Source organism: Streptomyces sp. NPDC046716 (genome assembly GCF_040645755.1).
Taxonomy (GTDB): domain Bacteria; phylum Actinomycetota; class Actinomycetes; order Streptomycetales; family Streptomycetaceae; genus Streptomyces.
The window spans coordinates 156,406-170,863 of record NZ_JBEYYU010000006.1 but is presented as its reverse complement, the minus strand read 5'-3'; the positions used below and the strand labels follow the sequence as shown (position 1 = coordinate 170,863).

The 14,458-nt window shown below is 67.9% G+C and carries 20 protein-coding genes; 15 read left to right on the top strand and 5 right to left on the bottom strand.

The window, feature by feature from the left end; translation table 11 throughout:
• Positions 1 to 12: 12 nt before the first annotated feature.
• Positions 13 to 1,053 (bottom strand): YihY/virulence factor BrkB family protein, encoded by a 1,041-nt coding sequence (locus tag ABZ930_RS07005; RefSeq protein WP_361542719.1) that lies wholly within the window; start codon positions 1,051 to 1,053, stop codon positions 13 to 15.
• Between the two features lie 249 nt (positions 1,054 to 1,302).
• Here ABZ930_RS07005 and ABZ930_RS07000 point away from each other — a divergent pair, with 249 nt between their 5' ends.
• From ABZ930_RS07000 to ABZ930_RS06945, 12 genes are all read left to right on the top strand, one after another.
• Positions 1,303 to 1,704 carry a gas vesicle protein gene (locus ABZ930_RS07000; protein ID WP_361542716.1) on the top strand — a complete coding sequence of 134 codons (402 nt, stop codon included), beginning with the start codon at positions 1,303 to 1,305 and terminating at the stop codon, positions 1,702 to 1,704.
• Positions 1,705 to 1,808: 104 nt separating this feature from the next.
• A complete protein-coding gene (locus tag ABZ930_RS06995; protein ID WP_361542713.1) occupies positions 1,809 to 2,228 on the top strand; it encodes a gas vesicle structural protein GvpA in 420 nt (139 codons plus the stop codon).
• Positions 2,225 to 2,968, top strand: a complete 744-nt coding sequence (locus tag ABZ930_RS06990) for a GvpL/GvpF family gas vesicle protein (RefSeq protein ID WP_361542710.1) — start codon at positions 2,225 to 2,227, stop codon at positions 2,966 to 2,968. Before ABZ930_RS06995 ends, ABZ930_RS06990 begins: the two co-directional genes overlap by 4 nt.
• A 6-nt stretch (positions 2,969 to 2,974) precedes the next feature.
• Positions 2,975 to 3,220 carry a gas vesicle protein GvpG gene (locus tag ABZ930_RS06985; protein ID WP_361542707.1) on the top strand — a complete coding sequence of 82 codons (246 nt, stop codon included), beginning with the start codon at positions 2,975 to 2,977 and terminating at the stop codon, positions 3,218 to 3,220.
• A 33-nt stretch (positions 3,221 to 3,253) separates the two neighbouring features.
• The gene (locus ABZ930_RS06980; RefSeq protein ID WP_361542705.1) at positions 3,254 to 3,967 is read left to right on the top strand and encodes a DNA primase; all 714 of its coding nucleotides are present in this window, start codon (positions 3,254 to 3,256) and stop codon (positions 3,965 to 3,967) included.
• Complete coding sequence (locus ABZ930_RS06975; protein WP_361542702.1) at positions 3,960 to 5,135, top strand: SRPBCC family protein; 1,176 nt, start codon at positions 3,960 to 3,962, stop codon at positions 5,133 to 5,135. The genes ABZ930_RS06980 and ABZ930_RS06975 overlap by 8 nt, the downstream gene beginning before the upstream one ends.
• Positions 5,135 to 5,497, top strand: a complete 363-nt coding sequence (locus tag ABZ930_RS06970) for a gas vesicle protein (protein WP_361542699.1) — start codon at positions 5,135 to 5,137, stop codon at positions 5,495 to 5,497. The genes ABZ930_RS06975 and ABZ930_RS06970 overlap by 1 nt, the downstream gene beginning before the upstream one ends.
• Positions 5,490 to 6,344 carry a GvpL/GvpF family gas vesicle protein gene (locus tag ABZ930_RS06965; RefSeq protein ID WP_361542696.1) on the top strand — a complete coding sequence of 285 codons (855 nt, stop codon included), beginning with the start codon at positions 5,490 to 5,492 and terminating at the stop codon, positions 6,342 to 6,344. The genes ABZ930_RS06970 and ABZ930_RS06965 overlap by 8 nt, the downstream gene beginning before the upstream one ends.
• Positions 6,341 to 6,529, top strand: coding sequence for a gas vesicle protein (locus tag ABZ930_RS06960; RefSeq protein WP_361542693.1), 189 nt, complete (start codon positions 6,341 to 6,343; stop codon positions 6,527 to 6,529). Before ABZ930_RS06965 ends, ABZ930_RS06960 begins: the two co-directional genes overlap by 4 nt.
• The gene (locus tag ABZ930_RS06955; protein ID WP_361542689.1) at positions 6,526 to 6,843 is read left to right on the top strand and encodes a gas vesicle protein K; all 318 of its coding nucleotides are present in this window, start codon (positions 6,526 to 6,528) and stop codon (positions 6,841 to 6,843) included. The genes ABZ930_RS06960 and ABZ930_RS06955 overlap by 4 nt, the downstream gene beginning before the upstream one ends.
• A gap of 120 nt (positions 6,844 to 6,963) precedes the next feature.
• A complete protein-coding gene (locus ABZ930_RS06950; RefSeq protein ID WP_361542686.1) occupies positions 6,964 to 7,266 on the top strand; it encodes a WhiB family transcriptional regulator in 303 nt (100 codons plus the stop codon).
• Positions 7,267 to 7,524: 258 nt separating this feature from the next.
• Positions 7,525 to 8,115 (top strand): SMI1/KNR4 family protein, encoded by a 591-nt coding sequence (locus ABZ930_RS06945; protein WP_361542683.1) that lies wholly within the window; start codon positions 7,525 to 7,527, stop codon positions 8,113 to 8,115.
• Positions 8,116 to 8,402: 287 nt separating this feature from the next.
• Here the strand turns inward: ABZ930_RS06945 and ABZ930_RS06940 are convergent, their stop codons facing one another.
• On the bottom strand, positions 8,403 to 8,882 hold the full coding sequence (locus tag ABZ930_RS06940) for a hypothetical protein (protein ID WP_361542680.1): 480 nt from the start codon (positions 8,880 to 8,882) through the stop codon (positions 8,403 to 8,405).
• Between the two features lie 631 nt (positions 8,883 to 9,513).
• A complete protein-coding gene (locus ABZ930_RS06935; protein WP_361542677.1) occupies positions 9,514 to 10,692 on the bottom strand; it encodes an MFS transporter in 1,179 nt (392 codons plus the stop codon).
• A 109-nt stretch (positions 10,693 to 10,801) separates the two neighbouring features.
• Between ABZ930_RS06935 and ABZ930_RS06930 the strand changes: the two genes are divergently transcribed.
• From ABZ930_RS06930 to ABZ930_RS06920, 3 genes are all read left to right on the top strand, one after another.
• Entirely contained in the window at positions 10,802 to 11,260 is a 459-nt protein-coding gene (locus ABZ930_RS06930) for a helix-turn-helix domain-containing protein (RefSeq protein ID WP_361542888.1), read from the top strand.
• A 99-nt stretch (positions 11,261 to 11,359) separates the two neighbouring features.
• Positions 11,360 to 11,875: a TspO/MBR family protein gene (locus ABZ930_RS06925; protein WP_361542674.1), complete on the top strand. Its 516-nt coding sequence runs from the start codon at positions 11,360 to 11,362 to the stop codon at positions 11,873 to 11,875.
• A gap of 193 nt (positions 11,876 to 12,068) precedes the next feature.
• Positions 12,069 to 12,557 carry a hypothetical protein gene (locus ABZ930_RS06920; RefSeq protein WP_361542671.1) on the top strand — a complete coding sequence of 163 codons (489 nt, stop codon included), beginning with the start codon at positions 12,069 to 12,071 and terminating at the stop codon, positions 12,555 to 12,557.
• A gap of 43 nt (positions 12,558 to 12,600) precedes the next feature.
• On the opposite strand, the gene ABZ930_RS06915 is transcribed toward ABZ930_RS06920, so the two are convergent.
• Positions 12,601 to 13,464 carry a carbohydrate ABC transporter permease gene (locus ABZ930_RS06915; protein WP_361542668.1) on the bottom strand — a complete coding sequence of 288 codons (864 nt, stop codon included), beginning with the start codon at positions 13,462 to 13,464 and terminating at the stop codon, positions 12,601 to 12,603.
• Positions 13,461 to 14,429, bottom strand: coding sequence for a sugar ABC transporter permease (locus ABZ930_RS06910; RefSeq protein ID WP_361542665.1), 969 nt, complete (start codon positions 14,427 to 14,429; stop codon positions 13,461 to 13,463). Before ABZ930_RS06910 ends, ABZ930_RS06915 begins: the two co-directional genes overlap by 4 nt.
• Between the last annotated feature and the right edge of the window lie 29 nt (positions 14,430 to 14,458).

Here is a 14,458-nt window from a genome sequence, read left to right as displayed (position 1 = left end):
CGCGGTGGCGTCTCAGCTCGCCTGTTCCTCGTCGCGCTCGTCCCAGGCCCGGGTGTCCCGCGGCTCGATGAAGGGCTCGGCGTCCTCCGGGTGACCGGCGACCATTGCGCGCTGGCGGGTGATCTCGGCGTCGAACTCCAGCCCCAGGAGCAGGGCGAGGTTCGTGATCCACAACCAGACCAGGAAGACGATGACACCCGCCATCGTCCCGTACGTCTTGTTGTACGAGGAGAAGCCGGACACGTAGACGGAGAAGCCCGCCGATGCCACGAGCCAGATGAGGAGCGCGACGAATCCGCCCGGCGTGACCCAACGCCACCCCCGCCCCTTGACGTTGGGCGTGGCCCAGAACAGGAGGGCCATCATCAGCACCACGAGGACGGCGAGGACCGGCCACTTGGCCACCGACCACACCGCGAGCGCGGTGTCTCCCGCACCGACCATGCCGCCGGCCCGCTTGGCTATCCCTCCGGTGAACACGACGATCACGGCACTCGCCATCGCCAGGGCCATCAGAGCGACGGTCAGACCGAGACGCAGCGGAAGGATCTTCCAGAACGGCCTGCCCTCCGGGACGTCGTAGACCTTGTTGGCCGTCCGGACGAACGCACCCACGTAGCCCGAAGCCGACCACACGGCGAGCACGATTCCGACGACGGCCATGACCGAGCCGGTTCCGGCGTTGCCCTGGAGCTGGGAGACGGTTTTGGTGAGGATGTCCCGGACGGGCCCCGGCGCCAGTGTCTCGAGATTCGTCAGGATCCGCTGGGTGGCGCTCTCCCCGATCACACCGAGAACCGCCACCAGGACCAGGAGCGCCGGGAAGATCGACAGGACGCCGTAATAGGTCAACGCCGCGGCCCGGTCCAGGAGTTCGTCCTCCTGGAACTCGCGAACGCTCCGCTTGAGGGCTTCTTTCCATGCCTGCTTGGGAAGATCGGTGGGTGAGTCGGGCGCTCGCCGCTCGACAGATCCCGACGGACCGTAGGCTTCTGTTTCGTTTTCGCCGGGCCCAATTGGGGAACCCGTGGCGCGCTCGTCCTCGCTGTTCATCATCCACTCCGCATGTCCCGCCACGCGCGGCGAAATCGCGCCACAGCCAAAAACGTTGCCGCCCGGGACCCGTAATCCGATAGGGGTGGGGCAATCGGCCCGCTGACTTCCGACATCATCTTCTGCGCGTACCGAACGAGCGTTGTTCGGTGATCTTTCATATACGTCCTGGACCAGGGATGACGCATCAGTCCACGGGATTTCAGGTTTAGCCGGAGATTCAAGGGCACAGGGGGGCGAGAGGTTCTCATGACCAACTCTTCATCATCGGCAGACGCCGAATCCGACGCACCCAAGAAGACAGCCACCAACAAGACCCGCAGGCCGGCGCCGGCCAAGAACACCGGCTCCGACAGCGAGACCCGAGCACCGCGGCGCCCGAAGCGGCTCCGCCCCGCCGAGGCCATTCGTGAGGCACGCGAGCAGCTCGCCGAACTCACGGGCAAGCCGGTCGACGCGGTGTCCACGTTCAACGCCACCGAGGACGGCTGGCGGCTGGAGGTCGAGGTGCTGGAGCTGGAACGTGTCCCCGACACGATGAGCCTGCTCGCGAGCTACGAGGTCACGCTCGACCGCGAGGGGATGCTCACCGGCTATCAGCGGCTCCGGCGCTACGAGCGCGGCCGCTCGGACGATCGCCGGTCCGGCTGACGCGTGGCCCCAGCCGGGCCACCGCCCCTCGACGGGTGACCGCCGCGCAGAACCTGTGCGCGGCGGTGACCCGATCACCGACAAGAAACGGAGGAAAACTGCCCATGACAGTTGCCACGACCCAGAGCGGCGGCGGAGGTGGAGGCACCAGTGGTCTCTACGACGTTCTCGAACTGGTCCTCGACCGGGGCCTGGTGATCGACGCGTTCGTCCGCGTCTCCCTGGTCGGCATCGAGATTCTGAAGATCGACGTACGCGTCGTCGTCGCCAGCGTCGACACCTATCTGCGCTTCGCCGAGGCGTGCAACCGGCTCGACCTGGAGACCGGCAGCAAGAAGCCCTCCGGCCTCACCGACATCATCGGCGACACCATGGAGTCCGGCGCCCACGGCAAGACCAAGGGCGCCCTGTCCGGGGCGGCGGAGACCATATCCGACGCGTTCAGCCAGGCCCGCGACGAGGGCAAGAGCCAGTCCCGGACCCGGCAGCGGCGCACGTCGAGCCGCAAGGAGGAGCAGGAGTGAGCACCTACGTCTACGGCATCGCCGACGCGGGCCACCCGAGCCTGCCCGAGGGCATGGAGGGCATCGGAAGCCCAGCGCTGATCACCCGCACGGTCAGCGGCGGCGGACTCCTCGCCCTGGTCAGCGACGCGCCCGAAAGTCTGCGGCCCAAGCGCCGGGACCTGCTGGCCCACCAGAACGTACTGGCCGAGGCCGGCGGCGGCGGAACGGTCCTGCCCATGCGCTTCGGCAGCGTCGCTGCCGACGACAGCGCGGTGGCCGCCGCCCTCGACGAGCGTTCGGAGCACTACCACGAGCGGTTGACGGCGCTGCGCGACCGGGTCGAGTACAACATCAAGGCCCAGCACGACGAGGAGGCCGTGCTGCACGCGGTGATGGCGGAGAACACCGAGCTGCGGGCGCTGGTCTCCCGCAACCAGGGCGCCGGTGGCGGCAGTCACGAGGACAAACTGCGGCTGGGCGAAGCGGTCGCCGCGGCGGTGCAGCACCGTGAGGGCCTGGACGCGGCGGCGGCACGGGCGACCCTCGAGCCGCACGCGGAGGCGATCAGCGCGGCGCCCGACAGCACGGGCTGGATCACCAACCTCTCCTTCCTGGTGGACCGGACCTCGTCCGAGCATCTCCTGGAGGCCGTAGAGGACTTCCGGCAGGCGAATCCGCACATGGTCCTGCGGGTCAACGGGCCCCTCCCGCCCTACAGCTTCGTCGACTCGACGCCCGCGACGGCCGGGACGGGGTGAGAACCCGTGGGCCTGCTGGGCGAGGTGCTCCTGCTCCCGCTCGCTCCGCTGCGCGGCTCCCTGTGGGTCCTCGACCAGGTCGTCGCCGACGCGGAACGCCAGTACTACGACCCCTCGGCCGTTCAGGAACAACTGGCCTCCCTGGAGCGGCAGTTGGAAGCAGGTGAGATCGATGAGGAGACGTTCGACCGGCTGGAGGACTCGCTCCTCGACCGACTGGAAGCCAGCCGCACCAGACAAACGGGCGCGTGACGTCACACCGCGCGCGGAAACGGATCACACATCATGAACAACCGAGCAACCCTCGGCCTCGCCGTAGGCGCCGGGTACTTCCTGGGCCGCACGAAGAAACTGAAGCTGGCCTTCGCCGTCGGCACCATGGTCGCCGGCAAGAAGCTCCAGCTGAGTCCGAAAATGGTGATGGACCTGGTACGCACCCAGCTGGACAACAACCCGCAGTTCAAGGAGCTGGGCGGTCAACTGCGCCAGGACTTCCGCGGCGTCGGAAAGGCCGCCACCGGCGCGATCCTCGAACGGCAGATGGAAGGGCTGGCCACCCGGCTGCAGAGCAGCACCAGCGGCGTCCGTGACCGCATAGCGGGAGTCGCCCCCGACACCGACGAGGTCGAGGACGCCGCGGACAAGGCCACCGGCGGGCTGAGCGGCAAGGTCACCAAGAGCGCCAGGAAGCGGACCGCGTCCAAGAGCCGGGAGGATGACCGCGCCCAGGACGCCGACTCGCGCGAGCAGGCGCAGGACGACGACGGCGACGCGCGGGACGAGACCGACCAGGCGGAGGACACCGGCAGGGAAGCACCCCGCAAGCGGACTCCGGCGAAGAAGACCGCGCCGTCCGGTCAGCGCAAGGCCGCGCCGCGCAAGCGCTCGCAGAGCGGCCAGACCGCGAAGAAGACCGCGTCGACGGCGCGCAAGTCCACCGGTTCCACCCGACGCGCCCCGCGCGCCGCCGGCTCGAAGGGAGAGCGCGACCATGGCTGAGGCTCCCGCCACCAACCCACTGAAGGACCTCGCCAAGAGCCAGGCCGCCGACCGTCTGAAGACCGAGGCCCAGGACTACCTGGCCGCCCAGGCGACCCGTCTGCTCACCGGCGCCGGCCGCAAGCTGGGCCAGACGACCACGAAGCTCAACGACATCGCCGAGGGCAACAGTCCCGGCTTCGCCAAGCTGGCGCTCGACGGCGGCCGCAAGCTGGCCGAGGGCAAGGGACCCGTGCGCACCGCCGTCGAGGTCGGCGCCGGACATCTCAAGGACAACCTCGTCAGCGGGGTCAAGGGGATGTTCGGCAAGGGCGGCAAGGGGAAGTCCAAATCCGGCGGCGGCAAGAAGCCGACGGTCATCCTCGAGAGCATCGACGTCGGCGTGGACGTCCGCACGGCCTACGACCAGTGGACCCAGTACCAGGAGTTCTCCACGTTCGCCCGCGGCGTGAAGAACGCCAACCGCGCGGACGACGTCACCTCCGACTGGCAGATGAAGATCTTCTGGTCCAGCCGCAGCTGGAAGGCCCACACCACCACGCAGATCCCGGACCAGCGCATCTGCTGGACGTCCGAGGGTGCCAAGGGCACCACCAAGGGTGTCATCACCTTCCACGAGCTCGGCGAGAACCTCGCACGTGTTCTGCTGATCATCGAGTACTACCCCAAGGGCCTGTTCGAGAAGACGGGCAACATCTGGCGGGCCCAGGGCCGGCGCGCCCGTCTCGACCTCAAGCACTTCGCCCGGTTCATCTCCATCAAGGGTGAGGCCACGGACGGCTGGCGGGGCGAGATCCAGGACGGCGAGGTCGTCCGCACCCACGACGACGCGGTGGCCGAGGAGGAAGAGGAGAACGCCCGTAACGAGTCCGGAGGCGAGGAGCAGGCCGACCAGGACGGCGAGGACGCCGACGACGTTCAGGAGTCCGAGGACTACGAGGACTACGCGGACGGCGAGGACCCGGACGAGTACGAGGACGAGGACGACGCCCCTTATGAGGACGGCGAACTCGAAGACGAGTACGCCGACGAAAGCGCCGAGGGCAGTGAGACCGAGGAGGGCGACGTCGCTGAAGGGGACGACGACGAGTACGAGGACGAGTACGACGACGACTACGAGGACGCGCCCGAGCACCATGACGAACACGCCGGCGCGCGAGGCCGCTGATGGGACCGGCAAGCAGCTTCCCCGACTCTCCTCTCGGCGGGGGCAACTCGGGTGCGAATCTCGCCGACATCCTCGAGCGGGTCCTCGACAAGGGCATCGTGATCGCGGGCGACATCAAGATCAACCTGCTCGACATCGAGTTGCTCACCATCAAATTGCGCCTGATCGTCGCTTCCATCGACAAGGCCAAGGAGATGGGGATCGACTGGTGGGAGCACGACCCGGCGCTCTCCTCGGGCGCCCGGCACCAGGAACTCGCCCGGGAGAACGCCGAACTGAGGCAGCGCCTCACCGCTCTGGAGAACGGCCAGCAGCGCGAGACGCTCGACCCGGTCCACGAAACGGAGACATCACGTGACTGAGTTGCGCTATGTCTACGCCGTCTGTGACCGGCTCGACGCCCCGCTCGCGGCGGACCTGACCGGCGTCGGGGGAGACCCCCCGCACCTGATCAGCCATGTCGGCCTGACGGCGGTCGTCGGTCACGTCCCGGCGGAGCAGTTCTCCGAGCGCGCGCTGCGCCGGAACCTGGAGGACCTCGACTGGCTCTCGGGGACTGCCCGCGCGCACCAGGCCGTGATCGCCTCCCTGATCTCGGTCACGAGCCCGCTGCCCCTGCGTCTGGCGACGGTGTTCCACGACGACAGCGGGGTGCGGACCATGCTGGAGGAGGAGGGCGAACGCTTCCGCGCGTCCCTGGAGCGCCTGCGCGACCGTGTCGAATGGGGCGTGAAGGTCTCCGTGGAGGCGCCCTCGTCGACCGGCGGGGGCGACGCGCCCTCCCGCGCCTCCGGTCCGTCGAACGGAGGACGGCGCGAGCGCCCTTCGCCGACCTCGCTCGCGTCCGGCTCCGGCCGCGACTACCTGCGTCGCCGACGCGCCGAGCGGACGGACCGGGACGACGCGTGGCGGCAGGCGGAGACCGTCGCGCAGAGCCTGCACGACGAGCTCGCACGGCGCGCGGACGACAACCGCATCCATCCTCCGCAGAACTCAGAGCTGAGTCGTGCGTCGGGCCGCAATGTCCTCAACTCGGCCTATCTGGTGCGCCGTTCCGAAGCGGAGTCATTCGTGGAACGGGTGAAGCTCAGTGCGGAGCGGGCTCCTGAGCTGCGGGTGGAGCTGACCGGCCCCTGGGCCGCCTACTCCTTCTCCACCCCTCCTCAGGAACGCTCCGACGCACAGCAGACGGCGGGGGAGACGCGATGACGGTGATCGAGCGGCGGGAGGTCGCCCTGGTCGATCTGCTCGACCGGCTGCTGGCGGGCGGCGTGGTCCTCGCAGGGGACGTCACCCTGCGCATCGCCGACGTGGATCTCGTGCGGATCAATCTCAACGCCCTGATCAGCTCGGTGAACGAGAATGTCCCCTCACCCTGGGAAAACCTACTGTGAACACGCACGACGACTCCGTGCCGCGGGCCGGCACCGAAGTGAGCCGCGGACGGGTCCAGATCGACCACGACACGGTGGAGCGCGACCTGATGAAACTCGTGCTCACCATCGTCGAGCTGCTGCGTCAGTTGATGGAGCGTCAGGCCCTGCGCCGCTTCGACACAGGAGACCTGAGCGAGCATCAGGAGGAGCGGGTCGGTCTCACCCTGATGCTGCTCGAGGACCGGATGGCCGAGCTACGAGACCGCTACGACCTCGAACCCGAGGACCTGAACATCGACCTGGGGCCGTTGGGGCCCCTGCTTCCCCGGTGACAGCTGTCGGTAACACCCTGTTCAAGCTGTAGTGAGGGGCTGCACCGGTGGGATGCGTGCCGTAAAGTCACCGCCCGTTCGCAGCTCAGGTCGTTGAGAAGTCAAGAGGGGAAGGGATTCATGCCCGGCGTGCGCGAGGTGTGGTGGGAACGGGCAAGGTGTCGCACGGTCGATCCGGACAGACTGTTCGCCGAAGGAGCCGCTCAGAACGACGCCAAGCGCATCTGTACATCCTGCGTGGTCAGAACCGACTGTCTTGCGCATGCCTTGGACGAGCGCATCGAGTACGGCGTCTGGGGCGGTATGACCGAACGGGAACGGCGTGCGCTCCTGCGCCGTCGCCCGACCGTCACCTCGTGGCAACGGCTCTTTCGGACCGCCCAGGCCGAGGGCAGCCTTACCTCGAACAAGCAGGCGTCCTGATGGCGAGCAGCGACGACTGCCGGGTGTCAGTTCCACGGCTGCTGGTCGGGGTCTTCACCGAGCAACTTCGCCGCGGCCACGCAGAGGTCGCGGCCTGGGCCACGGAGCGCCAGGTGAATTCTTCGTCCACGCGCCAGGCGCGGATCTGAGCGGCCTTTTCGGGCGTGATTGTCGCCGGGTCCACCATGCTCTCTGTCATTCTCCCGACCGTACGGACTGGCATGCACTTCCCCTGCTCACCGGGCCTAGGCTTGCCCCATGACGGACCTGCCTCTCACTGATACCGAGATCGTCGAGGCTGAGCGTGAACTCGGTGTGCCCTTCCCGCAGGAGTACCGCGCGTACCTGCGCGAAGTGAGCGCCGGCGGGGCGCTTTTCAGGCTTCAGCGGACCGCACGTGGTTGGTGGTGGGACGGCAACGACGTGTGGCGGCGTGAGTTGCTGGCCGTGCCCTTTCCCCATCCCGACTCCTATGCGGAGAAGGACGAAGAACTGACGGAGCGTGAGCCGCGGGCCGACACGTTTGGGGACGACGCCGCATATCAGACGGCCTGGCGTGCCTGGGCTGACGAGGTGGAGAGGTTCGAGGACCTGAAGACGGCCGGTGCGGTCGTCCTCCAGGAGCACGGTTGCGGGTTCTCGTCGCTGTTGGCGCTGACCGGTCCGCTGGCCGGCACGGTGTGGTGGGACGGGCGGGCGACATGTGATCGGATCGTCCCGCTGTCCCTGGACCACACCGCGGGTGCGCGGCCCGTCCGGTTCCAGGAGTGGTTGGGTCAGGGATCGTGGGCCCTGTTGCCGCCAGGCTGGGGAGCACACCACGCGCCGGATCCTGTGGTGCCCCGCTAGGTGTCCCGCTGACGGTGTCGTCGGCTGTGGTCGCAGCCTGCGCTGTTCTGGTCACCGTGAAGGTCTGGAACACGGAATTCGTCACGGTGGAACAGCCGCGTGTGTTCGACTGGTCGGCGTTGGAACGCCAATTTGCTGGACGGGATCCGCGGTGCGCGGAAGGACCCGGTGGCCGACGTCGTGTGTCCGGGCTCCGTACTGGTTGGGTCGCCTTCACCTGATCGACGGCTGCCCCCACCGACACCGGGCTCACACTCACCGACCAGTCGACCCCAACCCCCAAGAGCTCAGAAGCCGTTCTTGTGAACCGCGTCGGTCGAGACGTCAGTTGGAGCACCGATCAGCTGCCGCAGGTGGTGAGTGAAGTCCGGGTCCTCCAGACGGGCGTCGGTGACACGGCCGCGCACCTCGGTGAGGAGCCACTGCACCAGCTCCGCGGTGGCGTGGTACTCGCTGTAAAATCCAAAGCTCAGATCGGTGATCTCGTACTCGAACAGCACGTCGACCAACAGGTCCGCCAAGTGCGAGTCGGCGGCAGGGGTCCGGGTGGCGGTCCACATGTCCAGCCAGGGGCGCAGGTCGTCGGTGGTGACGGTGACGAGGCCCAGGGTGTCCCTGATGGACACCGGGCTGGGGTGGGTGTGCAAGGTGGCCTGCCACCACGCGGTCCAGACATTGCGGAGAGCGTCGGCCAGGGGCGCGTCCCAGGTGCTCCAGCCCGCCTCGACCAGGCGGGTGGCGACCCGCCGGGGACTCCGCCCGGGCAACAAGCGAGGATCGCAGGCTATCAGGTGGTGCCGGAGCTGATGCTGCAGTCCGAACCGTCATTACCCGACTACAACTCGAAACCTTCAGTAGCGCGAGCGCCCGTCTAACGCGGCGCCGCGAAGCTCAGCGCATGAGCGATTCCGTCCTTAGACGTTTCCCAACCGCCTCTGCTTGGAAGGGCGTTGACGAGATACGTCGCCAACGGGAGGATCGGAAGGATCGGAACTGGTCAGCGAAACGAGGCTCATGGTGAGTGAGGGCGATCGGGGGGATTCCTCAAACGCGGACATCGATCGGCAGTTCGCCGCCATCGTCCAGTTCATAGCCGCTGACATGGAGTCCGGAGACCTCGCTGGTCGCGCTGAGCACGCGGCGTCTGCGAGCGAAGCCAAGCCGATGTGGTATTTGGTTCCGCTACGAATGATATGCACGATCACGTTCTTCATGACCCTGTCCTCGTGTGTAGCGGCCTATGGCTGCGTCATGAACAACGCCCGTTGGGGTACGGCCACGCTGATCAGTTTCTGTGTGTCGGTCGGGAGCGCTGTGTGCCGGCGCGTAGCCAAGGCACGGTACGACCGACGCGACCGGGGTTCAGCGCCTACGAGTTGCCGAAGGCCCCGATAAGGGTCACGCCCCGGGGCAAGGCAGTGGCACAAGCGCGTTCCGTCGCGCCTCGGCGCCCGCGCGTCGGGTGACGGCCCAGACGATGAGTGCGCACAGGGCGAAGGAGGCGCCGAGCGTGCTGGAGCCCGCCCACCCGGCGACGGAGTACGCCACAGTGGTGCCGGTTGCTCCGACGGCTGAGCCGAGGGAGTAGAAGAGCATGTAGCCGCCGATGACCGTGCTGGTGTGTGCCGTGTATGCGGCCGTGAGCAGGTGCTGATTGCTGACGTGTACTGCCTGTACCGCGAAATCGAGAACGATCACGCCGATGACGACCAGCCAGAGCGACCAGTACGCCTGACCGGTCGCCAGCCACGAAGCGGCCAGGAGCACAAGTGCGCCGCCGGTGATGAGGCCGGCCCGGCCGGCGTCGGCCCCGCGTCCCGCTCGGGAGGCGCCCAGCGCTCCGGCGAGCCCGGCGATCCCGAAGAGGCCGATCTGGGCTGTGCTCAAGTGCCAGGGCGCGGCCGCGAGCGGCAGCGCCAGGCCGCTCCACAGCACACCGAAGGAGGCGAACAGGAAGAACGCGATCAGTCCCCGCGAGACGAACAACCGCTCGCGGAAAAGGTGGCCGAGCGAGATGAGCACCGCACCGTACGTGGTGCGGACGTCGCGCGGATCGGGCGGCAGGAGCTTGAGGACGAAGCAGGTGAGTGCGATGAGGAGCACGGCGAGTGTCACGTAGATGCTTCGCCATCCCCAGAGCGCGGCGAGGCTGCCCGCGAGCACACGTGCCCCGAGAATGCCGATGATGACCCCGGAGGTCACGACGCCGAGCGTACGACCGCGTTCTGCTGGGGCGGACAGGTCGGCGGCGAAGGCGACTGTGGTTTGAACGACGACCGCGAACAGGCCTGCGAGGCCCAGCCCGACGAGCAGGAGCCACAGTTCGGTGGCCATTGCGGCCAGAGCCGTGCCGGCGGCGGCGAGGAGGAGATGCCCGGCAATGAGCCTGCGGCGGTCGAACATGTCGCCCAGTGGCACAAGAAGAGCCAAGCCCATCAAGTAGCCGAGCTGCCCGGTGGTGACGATCCATCCCAGGCGGGCCTCCGGCAGGCCCAACTCGTCGCCGATCCGGGCCAGTACGGGCTGTGCCACGTAGATCGTCGCGACCGCGACCGCGCAGATCACGGCGAACAGCATCCGCCGTCCAAACGTAGGACTCACCGACCCACCCCTAATGAGTAGCAAATTGCAACCAAAGTGAAGGTACGGCAGAATGGTTTTGATCCGCAACTCTTCTGGGGGAGTGATGGCCCGCACGCAACCTCGTGCCGATGAGATGTCCTGGACCGACCCGGCCTGCCCGGTCGCCCGCACACTCGACCTGGTCGGAGACCGATGGAGCCTGCTGATCGTTCGCGACGCCATGGACGGTGCGCGGGCGTTCACCGACTTCCAGCACCGCACCGGAATCGCGCGAAACATCCTCACCGACCGCCTGCGACGCTTGGTCGAGCGGGGAATCCTCGACCGGGAGACCGCCGCGACCGGGAAGCGACAGAACTACGTCCTCACAGCGGCGGGCCGAGATCTCTTCACCGTCATCGTGGCCGCGCGACAGTGGGGTGAACGGCACGCCTTCACACCGGGTGAACCTCACTCGGTTCTCATCGATGAAAGCGGTCTTCCGCTCCCGGAGCTGCGCCCCACCGACGCACACGGCAGGCCTGTGGACGTCGACACGGCCGCAGTGCTGCACGAGCCGTGACGCCGCGCAGCGTGATGTCCCGGCGGGCCGTGCGATCAGGAGGTCGGGACCGCTCTCGCGGTCGCGAGTGGCAGGGGCGTAGCGGGGAACGAGTTCCGTATGAGGCTAACGAGAGTTTTGTCGAGTTCGGCGAGTGACCGTTCGAAAGCCGGTGCACTGCGTAGCTACGGTCCCGTAGGCGCCGCCGTGGTGGCCGCAGCCGCGTTGGGTTCCTTGGCCATTGATCCGCGCGATTCCTGGTACCGCTCCTTGGAGAAGCCCCCGTGGCAACCTCCGCCGGCTGCTTTCGGCGCCGTCTGGACGCCGCTGTACATCTCGATCGCGGCGGCCGGAGGACGCACCATGCAACGGGCTCCGGCAGGCGAGCGCCCACGCTGGGGGTCCGCGCTGGCGGTCAACCTGGCCCTGAACGCGGCGTTCGGCTGGTCGTTCTTCAAGGCTCGCACCCCGTACGCGGGCCTGGCCGTCACCGCGGCCACAGCGCTCTCGTCCTGGGACCTGGTACGCCGTAGCGCACGCATCGACCGAGGTGCGGCGGCAGCCCTCGTGCCGTACGCAACGTGGTGCACCTTCGCCACCGCCCTCAACGCGGAGATCGCGAGGCGCAACACATAGCCGACCAGACCGCGCTCGTGCCCTCGACTGAGGAGCAGCCAGAGCCCGCGTGGAAACGATTGGTGGCCCGTGCGCGTGCCGGCGCCCCAGGTGAAGCCCGGGGAACCAGGTCGCGCGTTCCGGCGTCTCGTACGGGACGGCGTAGCCGTCGCACAGGGACAGGGAATCGTTCGAAGGCGGGGGTGGCGCGGGCGTGTTCGTTCTGTTGATGTTCGGCGCTGTGCTCGCCGTCCCGGTCTGGGCCGTCGCCGTGCTGGTCAAGCTGGTCTCGGTCGTGCTGCCCGGCCGTCGGCCGGACTGGGTCAGGGACCTGCTGCGCTGGTGTGCCGCCATGGCGGCGGCAGCGGCCGTGCTCGCGTACCTGATCGGGCTCGGCTCGGTCCAGTGGGACGCCAACGAGGCGGAGTCCGGGGCAGGTTCGTCCCCGGCCCTGCCCTGCCGCTCGCTCGACCCCGCCACGCTGGACCACCTCGCCGGGCACGAACCGTCCTACCTGCCGCCCGGCTTCGACTGCGTCCTGGACGACGGACGTGTGGTCGCGGGCACCGGCGCCTACACCTGGCTGAACACCCTCACCGTGGCGTTCGCCCTGGCGGCCGTGGTGCTGGTGCTCGCGGTGGGGTTCCTGGACGAGTTCCGGGCGCGCGCGGAACGGAGGACGGACGGGGCGGCACCGGCATGATCCGGAGCAGCCCGCCCCGCCTGGCGGCCAGGCCGACGGAGGCCTATTTGGTGGCCCCCTGCGCGAACCCGTTGTAGATGTAGCGCTGAAGGAAGAGGAAGACGAGCAGCGTCGGGAGGATCACCAGGATCGCGCCGGCGGAGATGGCCTCCCAGTGCGCGCCGAACGGTCCCTTGAACCGGAACAGCGCGGTCGAGATCGTCCCCTTGTCCTCGGAGGGCATGTAGAGGAACGGGATGTAGAAGTCGTTGTACGTCGTGATGCCCTTGACGATGACGACGGTGGCGATCGCCGGCTTGAGCAGCGGCAGGATGATCTTCCGGTAGATGGTGAAGGTGTTCGCCCCGTCCAGGCGGGCCGCTTCGTCGAGCGAGACCGGGATGCCGCGGATGAACTGCAGGAAGATGTAGATCGAGACGATGTCCGTGCCCATGTAGAGCAGGATCGGCGCCCACCGCGTGTCCACCAGGCCGAAGCTGTTGACGACCTGGAAGGTGGCCACCTGCGTCGTCACGCCCGGCACCAGGGTCGCCACCAGGAACAGGGCCATCACGGTCTTCTTGAACCGGAACTCGAAGCGGTCGACGGCGTAGGCCGTCATGGAGCCGATGAGCACGGTGCCGGTGATGGAGAACAGCAGGATGAACGCCGTGTTCCCGAACGCCGTGAGCATGTGTCCGTCGGTGAAGGCGGTGGCGTAGTTGGACAGGTTGAACCAGTCGTCCGGAAGACTGAGCGCGCCCCCGTCGGACACTTCCCGGGAGGTCTTGAGCGAGGTGAGGAAGACGACGACGAGTGGCACGAGGACCACGAGGGAGGCGACGACGAGCGAGAGGTGACTCAGCGCCGTGCCGAGGCGGAACCGGCCGCGGGCGGTGGGCCGTTCGTCGGTGGTGAGCGTGGTCATACGAGGTCCACCTTGTCGTCGGGCACGAGCCGCCGCTGGATCCAGGTGACGGCCAGGATGATCAGGAGCAGCACGACGGCGCAGGCCGAGGCCAGGCCCGTCTTGTTGAACTGGAAGGCGAGCTTGACCGTCTGGATGACGAAGGTCGAGGTGCCGGTCGCGCCGCCGGTCATGATGTACGGGATCTCGAAGACGGCCAGCGAACCGGAGATCGCCAGGATGACGCTGAGGCTGACCACGGGCCGGATGCCGGGGGCGATGATGTGCCGGAACTGCTGCCAGCGGCTCGCCCCGTCGAGCTGCGCGGCCTCGTACAGCTCACCCGGGATCGACTGGATCGCGCCGAGGAAGAGCACGAAGTTCAGGCCGGTGAACCGCCACACGGAGACCCCGGCGAGCGCGGTGTTGGCCGACTCGGGGTCGCCGAGCCAGGCGTGGTCGCTGCCGGCTCCGAACCAGGACAGGACCGAGTCGAGGGTGCCGCCGTCCTGGAAGAAGTAGAGGAAGACGAAGCCGATGGCGACGCCGTTGATGAGGTAGGGGAAGAAGAGGATCCCCTTGAAGAAGTTGCGGAAGCGCAGGTCGAAGCTGAGGATCGTCGCGAAGTACAGGGCGATCACGATCTGCACGGCGGACGCGGCCAGGTAGTAGAAGCTGACGAAGAAGACGCGGAACAGCTCGGGGCGGGTGAACAACTGGGTGTAGTTCTCGAAGCCCGTGTAGTTCCGGTCGGGGCTGACGCCGTCCCAGTCCGTGAAGCTGTAATAGATCATGTTGCCCACGGGCACGTACGTGAACGTGATCAGCAGCGCGAGGGGCGCGAGCAGGAACAGCCACGGGGTGACCCTGCGGAGCGGATGGTCGCGCCAGGACCGTACGGGCGGGGCGCCGCGGCGGGAGCGGCCCCGGGCGGGTGCGGCGCGCGGCCCCGGTACGGGTGGCGCCTTCGATGTGGTGTCGGTCATGCGGGACGGCCCTTTCGTGGTCCGCGGCG

Bases quoted from the DNA above. Each gene is read 5' to 3' on its own strand.
- ABZ930_RS06915 (WP_361542668.1), bottom strand. From the start codon at position 13,464: ATGACCACGCTCACCACCGACGAACGGCCCACCGCCCGCGGCCGGTTC.
- ABZ930_RS06970 (WP_361542699.1), top strand. From the start codon at position 5,135: ATGGGACCGGCAAGCAGCTTCCCCGACTCTCCTCTCGGCGGGGGCAAC.
- ABZ930_RS06910 (WP_361542665.1), bottom strand. From the start codon at position 14,429: ATGACCGACACCACATCGAAGGCGCCACCCGTACCGGGGCCGCGCGCC.
- ABZ930_RS07005 (WP_361542719.1), bottom strand. From the start codon at position 1,053: ATGAACAGCGAGGACGAGCGCGCCACGGGTTCCCCAATTGGGCCCGGC.
- ABZ930_RS06925 (WP_361542674.1), top strand. From the start codon at position 11,360: ATGAGGCTAACGAGAGTTTTGTCGAGTTCGGCGAGTGACCGTTCGAAA.
- ABZ930_RS06995 (WP_361542713.1), top strand. From the start codon at position 1,809: ATGACAGTTGCCACGACCCAGAGCGGCGGCGGAGGTGGAGGCACCAGT.
- ABZ930_RS06960 (WP_361542693.1), top strand. From the start codon at position 6,341: ATGACGGTGATCGAGCGGCGGGAGGTCGCCCTGGTCGATCTGCTCGAC.
- ABZ930_RS06935 (WP_361542677.1), bottom strand. From the start codon at position 10,692: ATGCTGTTCGCCGTGATCTGCGCGGTCGCGGTCGCGACGATCTACGTG.
- ABZ930_RS06980 (WP_361542705.1), top strand. From the start codon at position 3,254: ATGAACAACCGAGCAACCCTCGGCCTCGCCGTAGGCGCCGGGTACTTC.
- ABZ930_RS06975 (WP_361542702.1), top strand. From the start codon at position 3,960: ATGGCTGAGGCTCCCGCCACCAACCCACTGAAGGACCTCGCCAAGAGC.
- ABZ930_RS06945 (WP_361542683.1), top strand. From the start codon at position 7,525: ATGACGGACCTGCCTCTCACTGATACCGAGATCGTCGAGGCTGAGCGT.
- ABZ930_RS07000 (WP_361542716.1), top strand. From the start codon at position 1,303: ATGACCAACTCTTCATCATCGGCAGACGCCGAATCCGACGCACCCAAG.
- ABZ930_RS06930 (WP_361542888.1), top strand. From the start codon at position 10,802: ATGGCCCGCACGCAACCTCGTGCCGATGAGATGTCCTGGACCGACCCG.
- ABZ930_RS06950 (WP_361542686.1), top strand. From the start codon at position 6,964: ATGCCCGGCGTGCGCGAGGTGTGGTGGGAACGGGCAAGGTGTCGCACG.